This is a genomic window from Plantibacter sp. Leaf314 (genome assembly GCF_001423185.1).
In the GTDB taxonomy this organism is placed as follows: domain Bacteria; phylum Actinomycetota; class Actinomycetes; order Actinomycetales; family Microbacteriaceae; genus Plantibacter.
On record NZ_LMOB01000001.1, the window covers coordinates 2,293,833 to 2,308,166 of the forward strand.

The 14,334-nt window shown below is 70.4% G+C and carries 11 protein-coding genes; 1 reads left to right on the forward strand and 10 read right to left on the reverse strand.

The genetic code is table 11. From position 1 onward, the window contains the following. The 9 genes from ASF68_RS10830 to ASF68_RS10870 all read right to left on the reverse strand — a co-directional run bounded on the left by ASF68_RS10830 (position 1) and on the right by ASF68_RS10870 (position 12,494). Entirely contained in the window at positions 1-2,565 is a 2,565-nt protein-coding gene (locus tag ASF68_RS10830; RefSeq protein ID WP_056010078.1) for a polynucleotide kinase-phosphatase, read from the reverse strand. Next, entirely contained in the window at positions 2,562-3,965 is a 1,404-nt protein-coding gene (locus ASF68_RS10835; RefSeq protein WP_056010080.1) for a 3' terminal RNA ribose 2'-O-methyltransferase Hen1, read from the reverse strand. The genes ASF68_RS10830 and ASF68_RS10835 overlap by 4 nt, the downstream gene beginning before the upstream one ends. A gap of 82 nt (positions 3,966-4,047) precedes the next feature. Then, complete coding sequence (locus ASF68_RS10840) at positions 4,048-4,659, reverse strand: DUF624 domain-containing protein (protein WP_056010081.1); 612 nt, start codon at positions 4,657-4,659, stop codon at positions 4,048-4,050. Between the two features lie 5 nt (positions 4,660-4,664). After that, positions 4,665-6,632 (reverse strand): heparinase II/III family protein, encoded by a 1,968-nt coding sequence (locus ASF68_RS10845; RefSeq protein ID WP_056010083.1) that lies wholly within the window; start codon positions 6,630-6,632, stop codon positions 4,665-4,667. Then, a complete protein-coding gene (locus ASF68_RS10850) occupies positions 6,629-8,443 on the reverse strand; it encodes a heparinase II/III family protein (protein WP_056010085.1) in 1,815 nt (604 codons plus the stop codon). The genes ASF68_RS10845 and ASF68_RS10850 overlap by 4 nt, the downstream gene beginning before the upstream one ends. Further along, the gene (gene fabG / locus ASF68_RS10855) at positions 8,440-9,204 is read right to left on the reverse strand and encodes a 3-oxoacyl-ACP reductase FabG (RefSeq protein ID WP_056010087.1); all 765 of its coding nucleotides are present in this window, start codon (positions 9,202-9,204) and stop codon (positions 8,440-8,442) included. Before fabG ends, ASF68_RS10850 begins: the two co-directional genes overlap by 4 nt. Positions 9,205-9,262: 58 nt before the next feature. Next, positions 9,263-10,207 (reverse strand): carbohydrate ABC transporter permease, encoded by a 945-nt coding sequence (locus tag ASF68_RS10860; protein WP_082455997.1) that lies wholly within the window; start codon positions 10,205-10,207, stop codon positions 9,263-9,265. Further along, the gene (locus ASF68_RS10865; protein ID WP_079706135.1) at positions 10,204-11,154 is read right to left on the reverse strand and encodes a carbohydrate ABC transporter permease; all 951 of its coding nucleotides are present in this window, start codon (positions 11,152-11,154) and stop codon (positions 10,204-10,206) included. The genes ASF68_RS10860 and ASF68_RS10865 overlap by 4 nt, the downstream gene beginning before the upstream one ends. A 2-nt stretch (positions 11,155-11,156) precedes the next feature. After that, positions 11,157-12,494 carry an extracellular solute-binding protein gene (locus tag ASF68_RS10870; RefSeq protein WP_056010088.1) on the reverse strand — a complete coding sequence of 446 codons (1,338 nt, stop codon included), beginning with the start codon at positions 12,492-12,494 and terminating at the stop codon, positions 11,157-11,159. Between the two features lie 286 nt (positions 12,495-12,780). On the opposite strand from ASF68_RS10870, the gene ASF68_RS10875 reads away from it, so the two are divergent. Beyond that, entirely contained in the window at positions 12,781-13,845 is a 1,065-nt protein-coding gene (locus tag ASF68_RS10875; RefSeq protein WP_056010090.1) for a LacI family DNA-binding transcriptional regulator, read from the forward strand. Here ASF68_RS10875 and ASF68_RS10880 read toward each other — a convergent pair whose 3' ends face one another. Continuing rightward, the gene (locus ASF68_RS10880; protein WP_056010092.1) at positions 13,846-14,325 is read right to left on the reverse strand and encodes a hypothetical protein; all 480 of its coding nucleotides are present in this window, start codon (positions 14,323-14,325) and stop codon (positions 13,846-13,848) included. Between the last annotated feature and the right edge of the window lie 9 nt (positions 14,326-14,334).

The window sequence follows — 14,334 nt, forward strand, 5'->3', positions numbered from 1 at the left end:
CTAGAGGCGGGGGTCGATCGGCTCGGACTCCATGGCGAGGACGCCGAAGACCGCCTGGTGCACCCGCCAGGTCGGCTCACCGGCGACGAACCGCTCCACCGCCTCCACGCCGAGGGCGTACTCGCGGAGCGCCATCGAACGCTTGTGTCCGATGTCCCGGTCCCGGAGCCGCGAGAGGTTCTCGGGCTCGGTGTAGTCGGGCCCGTAGATGATCCGCAGGTACTCGCGCCCGCGCACCTTGATACCGGGCTGCGCGAGCGACTTCCCGCCCCGGAGCAGGCCGGCCGTCGGCTTCACGACCATGCCCTCGCCACCCGCGCCGGTGAGCTCCTCCCACCAGGTGGTCGCAGCCTCCTCCGACGCCGGCGACGTGAGGTCGACCTCGATCGACCGCGTCCGGCGGATGAGCTCGGCATCGGCGTCAGCCAGCCGGTCGGCGAGCGAGAGGTGCCAGGTGTGGTCGCGACCGAGGTGACTCGTCCCCGTGGACGCGAGGAGCTGGAACGGCGCGAGCTGCACACCGTTCAGTCCGTCCGATGGCGCGGTGTACGGCCGGTAGGCCGCGACGTACGCCTCGGCGTTCTCCGCCCGTCGACGCGTCCGGTCGAGCAGTCCGGTGACGTCGACGCCGGTCGCCGCAGCCTGCTCCAGCACGCGGACGGCCGCCGGGACCGCCGCGGTCGCCGCTGCACCGACCGAGGCGTACTGCTCGCGGATCATGCGCTCCGCCTTGATCGACCATGGCAGCAGCTCGCTGTCGAAGAGCAGCCACGAGGCGTCGAGTTCCTCCCACAGCCCGGCGCGCTCGACGGCGGCGTCCAAGCGGGACAACAGCTGCTGTGTGGTCGCCTCGTCGAAGAACGGCCGACCGGTGCGCGTGTGGACGGTGCCGCGCCAACCGGCGGGCGCTCCGAAGGGAGCCGGGTCGCGGGTGAGCAGGACGACCGCGCGGGATCCCATGTGCTTCTCCTCGCACACCACCCGGTCGAGCCCCTCCCGGCGGTACGCCTCGAACGCCTCGGCGGGGTGCTCCAGGAGGTCCTTCCGCTGCGAGGTGCTCGGTGGGCTCATCGTCGGCGGCAGGTAGACGAGGCGCCGCGGATCGATCGCATAGCGGCTCATCACCTCGAGCGCACCGGCCGCCGCGTCCTCGCGGATGCCGACCCGACCCGAGACCCGCGTCTCGATGACCTGCTTACCGAGGACGTCGTCGATGCGCAGCAGCCCCGGGTCCCGCTGCTCGCCGGCGGGTCCGGTGGGCCGGCCGAGCGGCACGACGGGTTCGTACCAGACCTGCTCGGCGGGAACGTCGACGACCTCGCGCTCCGGCCACCGCAACGCGCTCAGCTTGCCGCCGAAGACGACGCCGGTGTCGAGGCACATCGTGTTGTTGACCCATTCGGCCTCGAGGGTCGGCACGTGCCCGTAGAGGACGGTCGCCTTGCCCCGGTACTCCTCCGCCCACGGCAGCCGCACGGGCAGACCGTACTCGTCGGTCTCCCCCGTGGTGTCGCCGTAGAGCGCGAACGACCGCACGCGCCCCGAGGCGCGTCCGTGATACTGCTCGATCAGTCCGGCGTGCGCGACGACGAGCTTCCCGTCGTCGAGGACGAGGTGGGCGACGAGCTCTCGGCAGAACCGCTCGACCTTGTCGCGGAAGGCGGCCGGCTCCTCGGCCAGTTGCGCGAGCGACTCGGCGAGCCCGTGCGTGGTCTGCACCCGCTTGCCCTGCAGGGCGCGGACGAGCTTCGACTCGTGGTTCCCCGGCACCGCCAGCGCGTGTCCGGCGCCCACCATCCCCATCGCGAGGCGCAGCACGCCGGGGGTGTCGGGCCCGCGGTCGACGAGGTCGCCGAGGAAGATCGCCCGTCGTCCCTCGGGGTGCGCCGCGTCGACCGGACGCCCTTCGGCGTCGCGCTCGATGACGTACCCGAGCTTCGTGAGCAGCGTCTCGAGTTCACTCCGGCAGCCGTGGACGTCGCCGATCGCGTCGAACGGGCCGCGCTCCTGACGGCGGTCGTTGAGGAGCGGTTCGCGGACGAACGACGCCTCGGCGATCGCGTCGACCCCGGACAGGACGTGGACCTTCCGGAACCCCTCCTTGCCGAGGTGCCGCAGCGATCGCCGCAACTGGTCCTGCTGGCGGGTGATGACGGCCGACCCGAACGACCGGTCCTGACGAGCCGCGTTGCGCTCGATGCACACCCGCTCCGGGACGTCGAGGACGACGGCGACGGGCAGGACGTCGTGACTGCGCGCCAGGTCGATCAGCGACTTCCGGGAGGCCGGTTGGACGTTGGTCGCGTCGATGACGGTCAACAGTCCGGCGTCGAGACGGCGGGCTGCGACGTCGCGGAGGGCGGCGAACGCGTCGGCGCTGGCGGCCTGGTTGTTCTCGTCGTTGGACACGAGCCCGCGGAAGAAGTCGCTCGAGAGGGTCTCGAACCGACCGAAGTGCTCGGCGGCGAAGGTCGACTTGCCGGAACCGCTCACACCGATGAGGACCACGAGCGACAGCTCGGGGATCGGGAGCGCCGCCGTCCGGGGCGGTTCGAGGTCGCTCATGAGATGCCCTTCCGGAAGATCGCGAGCTGCGTGGGCGAACCGAGCTGCGGGTCGACGTCGCCGACCGTGCGGTACTCGACGTCGTAGCCGTGGCGTGCGGCGAGCGCCGTGCACCAGCTCGCGAACTCCTGGCGGTCCCATTCGAAGCGGTGGTCGGGGTGCCGGAACCCGCCCGCCGGCAGCGACGGGTAGAGGGCGTTGTACTCGCGGTTCGGGGTCGTGACGATCACCGTCTCGGGAGCCGCTGCGCCGAAGATCGAGGCTTCGAGTGCGTCGAGGCGCTCGGCGTCGATGTGTTCGACGACCTCCATGAGGACGATCGCGTCGAGCCCGTGCAGCCGGGAGTCGGCGTAGGTCGCCGAGGACTGCAGCAGCTGGATGCGTTCGCGGACGCGGTCGCTCGCATCGCGGAGCCCGAGGCGTTCCGAGGCGGTCGTGAGGGCGCGGACGGAAACATCGGTGCCGATCACGGCGGTGAACTGCGGATCCGCGATCAGGCGGGTGAGGAGGGAGCCCTCGCCGCAGCCGACGTCGGCGACCGAGCGCGCTCGGACGTCGGCGAGCGCCTGGAGCACCGCTTCGGCGCGGAGGCCGGCCAGCGCGGGGGAGCGTGTCGCGCGCGCAGCCGCGGCACCCTCCTCGCCCTCGGCTCCGTCCGCTGATGCTCCCGGGTCGAGGAGCGCCTGCGCGTCGCTGACCATCCGCGACTGGTGCGCGAGGTACCGCTTCGTGATCAGATCCCGATCGGGGTGGTCGGCCAACCATCCTTCGCCCGCGCGGAGCAGCTTGCCGACCTCGTCGTCGGACACCCAGTAGTGCTTGGCGTCGTCGAGGACGGGCAGCAGCACGTAGAGCTGGCGGAGTGCGTCCGAGAGCCGCAGGTGTCCGGTCAGTTCGAGGTCGACGTATCGCGAGTCGCCCCAGGCGGGGACCGTCGGGTCGAGTGGGATCGCCCGTTCGGTGACGTCCCAGCCGAGCGGGGTGAAGAGCCTGGTCGCCAGCTGGTCCAGGCCGCGCGAGGGCACCGCCGCGACCGTGATCGTCAGCGGGAGGGCTGCTGCGGCGAGCTCGGGGTGGGAGTCGCTGCGGCCGGTCATGGCGCTGCGGAACACCTGCCCGATCGCGACGGCGACCATGGACGACGACGCGTACGGTCGGTCGTTCACGTACTGCGAGAGCGACGCGATGTCGCCGCCGCCGAAGCGCTTCTGCCGGACGAGCGCGATCGCGTCGACCTCGAGGAGCAGCGCGATGGTGCACCGTTCGTCCGTCGCCTCCGGGTAGAACACGTGGGCGCGCCCGACGCTGAGGTCGAAGCTCTGCGCCCGCGCCGGGTGTTTGCGGACGAGATGACCGAGGTCGGCGGCCGACGGCGCGGTCGAGGTGATGGTGACGAGCACAGGTCCATCCGTCCGGTCGGCGTCGGGGTTCTGGAAAGCCTAGCGTCGGTCGTCGTGAGCGCCTCTGCCGCACCGGCCAGGGTCAGCGGGGCAGACCGGACCGCCCCCAGACGAGGAGGGCAAGGTACGCCGGGAGGGAGAGACCGAAGAACGGCAGGAGCGTCGGGAACAGGTAGCAGAGCAGGGCGAACGTCGCCACGCCGAGGAGGAGCAGCAGGGCCGTGAACGGCCGACGCGCGACGAGGGCGCCGGCCCCGACGAGCCACGCCCGGGCCGAGGCGTCGGGTTGCAGGGCCGCCGACGCGGGGAGCGCGAGCAGCAGCAGCCCGAGGGCGAGCGCCACGGGTACGGTGGCGGCGAGCAGGGCGATCGCGATCGCCGATCCCTGTTCGAGTTGTGCGGTCAGGAAGGCGACGTCGACGACGAGCATCGCGACGACGACGACGACCCCGACACCGAGTGGGAGCGACCGCCGCCAGCTCGCCGCGAACTCCCGGAAGACGCCGGTGAAGACCGCATCGTCCTCCCCGGCCAGCCAACGACGCATCGAACGACCGGCAGCGATGACGGCGGGGACGGCGGTCACCACACCGAGCGACAGGACGGCGGCGGCCAGGCCCGCGGCGGCGATGTTCATCGGGTGGACGAGTGCTCCCAGCAGCCGACCCTCCCAGCCGGTGCGCTTCACTGCCATGCCGCTCATCCTTCCAGCCTCCGTCCCGCGAAACCGTTGCCGACCGCGTCCATCCCTGGCAGCCGCGGCCGCGAGCCGTCGAGCCGCACGATCACCTGTTCCACGTCCACGAGTCCAGGCACCGTCACGACCAGCGCCCCGTCGTCCTCGGCCATCGTCGCGGCCCGCGGCACCGGCAGGCCGAAGGGGACGGGTTGCAGGACGGACACGAACCGCAGCGAGCTGGATGGCGCCGAGGTTCGACGCAGCGTGTGCTGGACCCGCTCGATCTCGAGCCCCGGTGTCGACGAGGTCGGGTTCGCCTGGACCGCCGTCGGATGCACGACGTCGACCGAATCGACGTCGTCGAGCACGGTCACAAGGAGCCCCGCGGCGCCGGCGGGCGCGAGCCGTCGGCCGTCGTCCAACAGCGCCACCGGGTTCGTGGTCTGCAGCAACCAGGTCCACGTCCGCTCGGTGTCGGCTTCGACGTCGTCGACGAGGATGAGCGCACCGTTCGGTGTCCGCACGAGGTGACGCCGGAGCCGGCGGATCCCGAGGTCCGGCGCGTACAGGGCGCCGATCTCACTGACGGTGTGCACCCAGTCATCGGCGAGCGTGACCTCGAGCATCTCGCCGACGCGGTCCTCGGCGAGCCCGGCGTGGACGTCGTAGTGCCCCTCACGTCCGTACCCGACCCCGTCGACGAGCACCCCGTTGTGGTGCTCGGTCCGCTTCCGGGAGGAGTAGCCCTCGTCGATCGCGAGGTACTCGCCGCCGCCGAGGAGGACGAACGCGCCAGCGTCGGGGTGGTGATGACCGGTGTTCAGCGTCGTCCAGCCCCGCTCGCGCCGCAGTCGGTGCGACTCCCGCCACGCCCGCCAGCCACCGCCGGGTGACGCTTTGACCGAGACGAGCGTCGCATCCGCGTCCCACGACGTCCGGCCGGCCACGAGGCCGAGATCGGGGAAGTACCTCGACGTGGGGAGCTCCTCCGGGCCGACCGACTCGACCGTGGGGTCGAACCAGAGCAGCTCCTGATAGGCCTCTGGCAGCACGCCCGGACGCACACCGCTCTGCGACGCCTCCCGCCAGAGGAGGTCGGTGGACACACGATCGGCCAACCACTGGGCCTGCGGGATCCGATACTCGGCGGCCAGCTTCCGGTACAGCGCGACCGAGTGTCCACTGCGGTGGTCGTGGCAGTCGCCGTGGTCGACGATGCGCTCGAGGTCCGGAGCGGACTGGTGAAGGCGGAACCAGAAGGTCTCCCGGAGGTGCTCGCTCCGCGGGAACCAGTCGATCCCCTCGGCGGCCCGCAGCACGTCGAGATAACTCGCCAGCCACGGCTCGCCGTAGCGCCAGTACACGACGCCCTCGTGGTTCGAGCCGTCAGCGGGCAGGAGGTCGAGGACCTCGTCGAAGTTGGCCTTCGCGCGCTCGGTCCACGCCAGCGCGTCGGGATGCTCATCGGCCAGCACGTACCCGGCGGTGGCGAGACCGGTGAAGCAGATCCAATTGTGGTTCTGCCAGTACGAGGACGACCACCAGTCGCCCTCGGTCTCCACGGCGAAGTCGAACAGGCGGGTCCCCTGCAGGATCAGGCGATCGCGGAGTCGGGTCCGCTCCCCCTCGTCGAGCGCATCGCCCGCCCAGGCGAAGGCCAGCGACAGGCCGTGGAGCAGCCAGCCGGCATCGAGGTCGTGGTCCGGCAGGTGGGCGCGACCCCAGTGCTCGAACGCCAGCGGCGGTGCGAGCCAGCGTCGCAGCTCCTCGAGGTACTGCGGCTGCCCGGTCAGCCGGTGGGCGAGCGCGAGGTTCGCGGCGGCCGGGCCGAAGAAGGTGATCGAGGCCAGCGGGTGCTCCGAGGGAAGTTCGATCCCCCGCAGCCGTTCGCACTCGTCGAGCAGGCGACGGAACTCGCGACGCCGCACGCCCGTCAGCTCGGCGCGGAGGCGGTCCTCCCGGCCATCGAGGAGCAGTGCCGGGATCACGGCAGCAGCTCCCGCTCGAGCGTCCGCCCGTCGGCCAGAGCGATGACCAGACGCCCGGCGTTGAGCCCGATCGACGCGATCGGCGACTCATCCGCCTCGGCGAAGACCGACACGAAGGTGACGCTCGGGGCCGTCGCCGTCCAGTCACCGACGGCGAGGGGCACGGTCGGGTCGTCCGACGGCCCTCTGCCCGGGGCGTCCACGAGGACGGAGGCGACGTCCGCGACATGGTGCCCGTGCAGCCGTCGCCCTGCTGGGCCGGACCAGCCGGTGCGCCAACCGTCTCCGTGCTGCACGACCTCGAACGGCACGGCTGGCCGGAAGGCAGTGGTGAAGCTGCGGGCGGAGCCGTCGGTAGTCGTCGCGCGGACGACGTCCACGAGGATCCCCCCGATGGACTCGACCCGCCGTTCGAGCAGGACGCCGTCGATCGCCTCGTCGGAGGACGCCTGGACGAGCGTCGTGTCGGTGGCGGGGTCGACCTCCCAGCGCTCCACGCGGGCGGAGCTCTCGAGCTGGTCCGCGTCGTCCGCGCGGACGGTCGGGTGCGCGGTCGTCCTCGCGTAGTGGCCGCGCCGCAGCGCACTGCCGTAGGGCGGGACGCCGGGAGCGGGCTGCCATGCGACGCCGTCGCCGTAGAGGTACAGGGCGAGCGTGTCGAGATGCCCGTGCGAGCCGCCGTGCGGTCCGGCGTCGAGCACCGCCTGCAGGGAGCTCGCCTCGGAGCGGACGACCGCGTACCCGACGTCGGCGAAGAGCACCGAGCCGCGGTCGAGGACGTCGCCGGGGGCAGGGAGCGGTGTTCCGGAGAACCACCCGTCGAGGAGGTCCTCGAGTCCGTCGTGACGCTCGCCGATCCGCCGCCGGGCCCAGGCCTCGACGGTGTCGAGACCGGTCCCGTCCCAGAGCTGCCCGGCGAGGACGCAGATCTCCAACACTTCGAGGTGGACACCGAGTCGGTCGTAGGGGCCGTCGTGCAGCATCGGCAGTCGGCCGTCCGGTCCGGCGAAGCCGACGAGCACATCGACCATCCGGCGCAGCCGCCGGACGAGGGCGGGGTCGAGCGCCGCCTGGTCCGCTCCAGCGAAGGTGAGGAGATAGGCGCGGAGCACGAACAGGTGGTAGTAGGTGGACCCCTCCCACTCCCAGCCGTCCTGGCCGAGGGCGACGGCCGAGTGTTCGACGGCCTGCGCGATCCATCGCTCCTGATCGCCGTGCGGGGTGGGCGCGGCCAGGGCGGCGAGCGCGCGGGTGATCAGGGCACCGGCGGCGTCGAGCCAGGCGACGTAATTGCTCGTGAGGTCGTCGCGGTCGTCGACGAGCACCCGGCGGGACTCGACGATGGTGTCGAGGAGCGCGCCGAGCATCGTCGCGACGGGGGCACCCATCGTCTCCCTGGCCGCCGGCTCGTCGGCGAGCACGACGACCGCGTCGGCGATCTGCGTCGCCCAGATCGCCTCCGTCAGCGCCTGCTTGAAGAGCTTGCCCTGGAGCATCCAGCTCTCACTGTCGCGGTTCCACTCGGCCGTGATCTCGGCGCAGTAGTCGGCGAACTCGCGCACGACGGCGAGCGCCTGTGCCTGGTCGGCGGGGTCGCCGTGTCGTCGGAAGCGGCGCGCCGCCGTGCGCGCGAGTCGAGCCGCCGCCTGATGTTCGAGCACCAACCAGGCCGAGGCGTACGGCTCGCCGCGCAGTTCGCAGCCGTAGGTGCAGACGAAGGCGTCGCCGCGCGCTTCGAGCAGCTCGGTGCCGTGGGTGGGGCAGACGAAGTCGTGCCACCACCCGCCTCGCGCCCGGGTGACGGTGGTCATCGGAAGTTGGCCCCTCCGTTGATGTCGACGACCTGACCGGTCACGAAGGACGACAGCTCGGAGGCGAGGAACAGGGCGACCCCGGCGACGTCGTCGACGGTACCGGCGCGTCCGAGCGGGATGCCGGCGACGATCCCCTCCTGCGCCTTGGTGGGGGTGAAGGTGTTGTGGAACGCCGTGTCGCCGATGAACCCGGGGGCGACCGCGTTCACCGTCACGCCGGCGGGTGCGATCTCCTTGGCGAGCGCCCGGGTGAACCCGATGACGCCGGCCTTCGCCGCCGCGTACGGCACCGAGCCCGCTCCGCCGCCGTTCTCGCTGGCGAGGGACGACATGAGGATCACGCGGCCGGCACCGGAGGCGGTGAGCGCGGGGAGTGCGGCGCGGGTGACGGCGAAGCTGCTGGTGAGGTTCACATCGAGCACCTGGTGCCAGTGCTCGTCGGTCATCTCGGCGATCGTGGACCGCCCGACGAGGTGACCGGCGTTGTTGACGAGGATGTCGAGGCCGCCGAGCGCCTCGGTCGCCTGCCGCACCACCGCGTCCGCCTGGGCCGAGTCGGTCAGGTCGCCCTGGATCGCGACGGCCGTCCGACCGGCGGCGGTGAGCTCGTCCACGATCGCGGCGGCACCGTCGGCGCTCGACGCGTAGTGCACGGCGACGTCCGCTCCGCTGGCTCCGAGGGCCCGGGCGATCGCGGCTCCGATGCCGGCGCCTCCGCCGGTGACGAGGGCGCGGCGGCCGGTGAGGTCGATCTGCATGGTGATTCCTTTGCTGGTGTTCGGTCCGCTCGGGGTGAGCGGTGGGCGGGGTCGCCGACTACTTGATGCCGGCGTTCGTGAACCCCTGGATGAAGTACTTCTGGCAGAACAGGAAGAGGAGGACCATCGGGACGGTCGCCATCGTGGTGCCGGCCATCAGGTATTGCCACTGCGTCCCGTCGAGCTGCTGGAACACGGCGAGCCCGACCTGGATCACCCTGAGGTCGTCCCTCGTCGTGACGAGGAGCGGCCAGAGGAAGTTGTTCCAGCTCTCCTGGAAGGTCAGGAGCGCGACCGTCGCGATCGCCGGCTTGATGAGCGGCGTGTAGATCCGGGAGAAGATGCGGAACTCGCTGAGTCCGTCGATCCGCGCGGCCTCCGCGAGCTCCGTCGGGAGGGAGAGGTAGAACTGGCGGAACAGGAAGATCGCGGTCGCGCTCAGGCCTCCGGGGATGATGAGCGCCCACCAGGTGTTGAGCCACCCGGACCCGCCCTGGCCGAGGATGTCGTTCCCACCGAAGAGGGGCATGAACTTCACGAGCAGGAACTGCGGCACGATCTTCGTGTAGGTCGGGATCATGAGCATCGCGACGAAGCCGAGGAAGACGAGTTCGCGACCGCGGAACCGGATGCGGGCCAGCGAGTAGCCGGCCATCGCGGCGAAGATCAGCGTGATGATCGTGTGCGACGCCGAGATGATGAAGCTGTTCCGGAAGTAGGTGGCGAACGGAGCCGCCTGGAGGGCCTCGGGATAGTTGCTCCACTCCCAGACCTTGGGGAGGAACGTCGGCGGGAACTCGGCGAGTTCGGCCGGGGACTTCAACGACGTCGCGATCATCCAGATGAACGGCACCACCATGGTGAGCGCGCCGAGCGTGAGGGCCAGGTTGAGGACGAGCCGTCCGATCCATCGACGGTTCCGGCGACGTCCGGCAGGCTTCGGCACGAAGTCCTCGTGGACCCCGGTGACGAGCGACCTCGTCGTGAGCGGTTCGGCGGTCATCCCTCGTCACCCTTCGTCGCGCGACGGCCGATGACGGTCATCACGAGGAGCATCAGGAACAGCAGCACCGACTGCGCCGACGCCATGCCCATCTCGAAGTTCTGGAACGCGGAGCGGTAGACCTCGTAGGTCATCATCGTCGTGGAGTTGGCGGGTCCGCCGTCGGTCAGGACGTAGATCTGGTCGAACACTTGGAACGCTCCGATGATCGAGATGATGAGCACGAAGAAGGTGGCGGGCTTCAGCATCGGCACGGTGATCGCGAAGAACTTCCGGATCGGGCCCGCACCGTCGACCGCGGCGGCCTCGTACAGCGAGGGGTCGACGTTCTGGAGCGCCGCGATGTAGATGAGCATCTTGATGCCGATGCCCTGCCATGCGCCGACGAGGATGACGGAGGGCAGCGCCCACTCCGGGTCGGCCAGCCAGGCCTGACCCGGAATGCCGACCACCGAGAGGATCCCGTTCAGGAGACCCTGCTGCGGGTTGAAGATCCACAGCCAGACCATCGCGATGGCGACCGTGGCCGTCACCTGCGGCAGGAAGAACGCGGTCCGGAACCAGGTGCGGAGACGCAGGTTCTGGTTGAGCGCGACGGCGATGACCATCGCGATCGCCATCGAGGCGGGCACGGTCCAGAAGGTGTAGACGATCGTGTTCCACGTGGCCTGGCCGAACACCGGGTCCTGGAAGATCTCCACGTAGTTGTCGAGACCGATCCACGCGGGGGCGTCGAAGATGTCGTAGTCGGTGAAGCTCAGGGCGATCGTCGCGAGGACGGGGATCGCCGTCCAGAGGCCGATGTGGAACACGGCCGGAGCGACCATGAGCCAGCCGAACAGACCGCTCTTCCGAGCCGCACGCTTGCTGGCGGCCCGCCGCGGGATGGGTGGCGGTTGTCGGGGGTCGAGCGTCCTGGGGACGTCGGGGGTGCGTGTCGCGGTCATGATCACCGGTCCAACTTCTTCTGGAAGGCCGCGGCGAGGTCGGTGAGTGCCGCCTTCGCCGTCTTCTTGCGGAGGATCGCGTTCTCGATGGCCGGGGCGACGTCGCCGCGGAGCCCGAGCCACTTCGGAGGTCCGCCCTCACGCTTGGCGACCGAGAGGTTCTCCATCGCGAACTGCACGAGGCGGTCGTCCTGCACGTAGTCGCTCTCGAGGAGCTCGGTCAGGGCGGGCACGTTGCCGCGCTGCTGGTTGGCCGCCAGCGCCGGGCCGGGGCTCGCCAGGAACTCGACGAGTTTCTGCGCCGCCTGTTCATGAGCCGAGGTGGCGGAGACCGCCGCCATCGTCCCGCCGACGAACATGCTGGGCGAGTCGCCGGGGATGAGGAACGGTTCGAGGTCGTCCAGCACCTCCGGGTCGGCCGCCTCGGCCTGGGTCCAGACGTTGTTGTGGGCGATCGCCATCGCCGCACGGCCGTTGATGAGCGGGTTGACGGTCGCGTTGGGCGCGGAGAAGCCCGTGTCCTCGACCTTCTGGTCGTGGAAGAGGTCGACGATCCGTTGCAGCGCCTCGACTCCCTGCTCGGAGTCGAACGCCGGCGAGCTGTTGTCCTCGGAGAAGAGCGATCCGCCGTTCGAGAACAGCGCCGTCTCGAACATCTGGCGCGGTTCGATCGTCAACATGTCGAAGCCGGTGCGCGTCAGCTTGCCCTTCGCGTCGCGCTCGGTGAGCGCGTCGGCCATCTCGACGAGTTCATCCCAGGTCCGCGGGGTGTGGTCGTAGCCGGCCTCCCGGAGGAGGTCCATCCTGGCCACGCCGAAGCGGGCGTCGAGCATGATCGGGACGCCGTACACGTCGCCGTTCCAGAGCCCGGCCTCGACGATCTCCGGCGTCATGGTCTCCTCCAGCGACTCGGCGGTGAGGCCTCCGTCGCTCAGGTTGGCCAGGACGCCTCGATCGGCGAAGGCCTCGATCCAGCCGACGCCCATCATCATCACGTCCGGCACCAGGCCGGAGACGACGCCGGTGGTCAGCTTCTCGTTGAGGCGGGCGTAGTTGGTGTAGTCGACGGACACCGTCACGTCGGGGTACATCGCCGTGAACTGCGGCAGCAGCTCCTCCTCGAGCAGCTTCTGCCCCGCGGAGCCCTCGAAGATCGGGGTCAGCATGGTGAGGTCGCCGCTGATGGCGTTCGGATCGGCGTCCTGCTCGGCCTCCGGGGTCGAGCACGCGCCGAGCGCCAGGGTGAGCGCGCTCGCGGTGAGCAGTCCGGTGGCGAGACGGGCCGCCCTGGGGAGGCCGGTGGTCCGCCGGTGGCGTGGCCTCATGGTCCGGGTGGTCATGCGTTGGTTCCCTTCACGGGTATCGATTCGGGGCGACGATGCCGCGAGTCCGTGACGTCGTCGTCATCGGTATCCAGGATCGGCGATGATCTTGTGTATCGATTTACCGACCATAACCACCGATCATGGTGACGTCAACCGAGCCAGCAGTGCTCGCCCCTCGCGATCCCAGTGAACGCGCGGAAGAATCGATTTCAGCTTGGCGGCGTGAGTGCTGTATCGATACACTGGAGCAAGGCACCGCTGCCGGAATCCCGGTCGACGCGGAGGCACGAGAGGGGCGGTCATGGCCGACAAGGTGACGATCCAACAGGTCGCCGCAGCAGCGGGCGTCTCGACGAGCACCGTGTCGAACGTCCTCAACAGTCGTTCCGACCGCATGCAGCCCGAGACCCGCGATCGGGTCTTCGCGGCCATCCGAGCGCTCGACTACCGACCCAACCGGGCCGCGCGGCAACTGCGCACCGGCCAGACGAAGACGATCGGCCTCATCGTGCCGTCGGTCAGCAACCCGTTCTGGGGCGCCTTCGCCCGCGAGCTCGAACAGGCGGCACTCGGCCACGGCTACAACGTCCTCCTCGGCAACAGCGAGCGCGACCCCGGACGAGAGCTCGGCTACGTGGAGGAGCTGTGGGACAACGGCGTCCGCGACATCGTCCTCTGCACCTCACTGCCGTCGCTCGAGCACCTGGCGGCCTTCGTCGAGCGCGGCCTCAACCTCATCCTGTTCGACCGTCCCGTCCAGCCAGGCGATCCGCCCCTCGTCGCGAGCATCGGGATCGACAACCACCTCGGCGGCAGCGTCGCCGCATCCCACCTGACCGATCTCGGGCACCGGAGGATCGCGTTCGTCTCCGGGTCGCAGCGTTCGGTGAACCGGACCGTCCGGCACGCGGGGTTCCTCGCCGCGGTGCAGGCGGCGGGTCTCGACGCGTCGGAGTTGCCGGTGTGGGCGGGACTCCCGGCAGGCGCCGACGAGCTCGAGGCCCCCGAGGTCGGCCGACGAGCCGTGCACGAGCTGTTCAGCGCCGGTCCAGCGCCGACAGCGATCATCGCGATCAACGACATGACGGCCCTCGGGGTCTGCAAGGGCATCCGCGATCTGGGGCTCGGCATCGGCACGGACGTCTCCGTCGTCGGCTTCGACGACATCCCCCTCGCCGATCTCGTGTCGCCGTCGCTGACGACCGTCCGTCAGCCCATCGCCCGCATGGCCGCGCTGGCGGTCGAGCAGGTCGTCACGCGCGAACGGACCGACGACCGGGAATCGACCCCCGCCATCCTCCTGCGCCCGGAACTCGTCGTCCGCGACTCGACCGGTGCGGCACCCGCCGAGGTGGCTCGCGGCTGATCAGCCGCCGAAGAGCTTGCCGAAGAACCCCTTGCGCGGCTGCCAGCCGGCCGCGGTGAGGGCGTCGATGACGGGCTGCTTGACCTCGTCGGTGGTGAAGTCGTAGCCCATGAAGTGGCCGGTCGTCGTGCCGTCGCGGTCGGTGGACTGCGCGATCGGGGCAACGCTCCGCCCGAAGGTGAAGGTCTTCTGAGGCCCCGACTGCCAGGTGCGCTTCGTGGAGAGGCCGTCCAGCCCGAGCGTCGTCTTCGAGGAGGAGGACTCCTCGTGGAACTCCCACTCGCCGTCCTCCGGGTGCAACTCCACCCGCAGCTCGTACTCCGCGCTGAACATCCCCGCCCCGAGGAAACCGAGCCACCGCTGGTCGGCGTACCGCCAGTGGGCGACCACACCGTCGGGCGTCGGGTCGTAGATGAAGGGGAGGTCTTCGCTGTTGAGGGCGAGGATCCGGGCCTGAGCATCGCGGAGGTCGAAGGTCATGGGGTGAGT

Coding starts and splice junctions, on each gene's coding strand:
- ASF68_RS10830 (WP_056010078.1), bottom strand. CDS start 2,565: ATGAGCGACCTCGAACCGCCCCGGACGGCGGCGCTCCCGATCCCCGAG.
- ASF68_RS10840 (WP_056010081.1), bottom strand. CDS start 4,659: ATGGCAGTGAAGCGCACCGGCTGGGAGGGTCGGCTGCTGGGAGCACTC.
- ASF68_RS10850 (WP_056010085.1), bottom strand. CDS start 8,443: ATGACCACCGTCACCCGGGCGCGAGGCGGGTGGTGGCACGACTTCGTC.
- fabG (WP_056010087.1), bottom strand. CDS start 9,204: ATGCAGATCGACCTCACCGGCCGCCGCGCCCTCGTCACCGGCGGAGGC.
- ASF68_RS10860 (WP_082455997.1), bottom strand. CDS start 10,207: ATGACCGCCGAACCGCTCACGACGAGGTCGCTCGTCACCGGGGTCCAC.
- ASF68_RS10865 (WP_079706135.1), bottom strand. CDS start 11,154: ATGACCGCGACACGCACCCCCGACGTCCCCAGGACGCTCGACCCCCGA.
- ASF68_RS10870 (WP_056010088.1), bottom strand. CDS start 12,494: ATGACCACCCGGACCATGAGGCCACGCCACCGGCGGACCACCGGCCTC.
- ASF68_RS10875 (WP_056010090.1), top strand. CDS start 12,781: ATGGCCGACAAGGTGACGATCCAACAGGTCGCCGCAGCAGCGGGCGTC.
- ASF68_RS10880 (WP_056010092.1), bottom strand. CDS start 14,325: ATGACCTTCGACCTCCGCGATGCTCAGGCCCGGATCCTCGCCCTCAAC.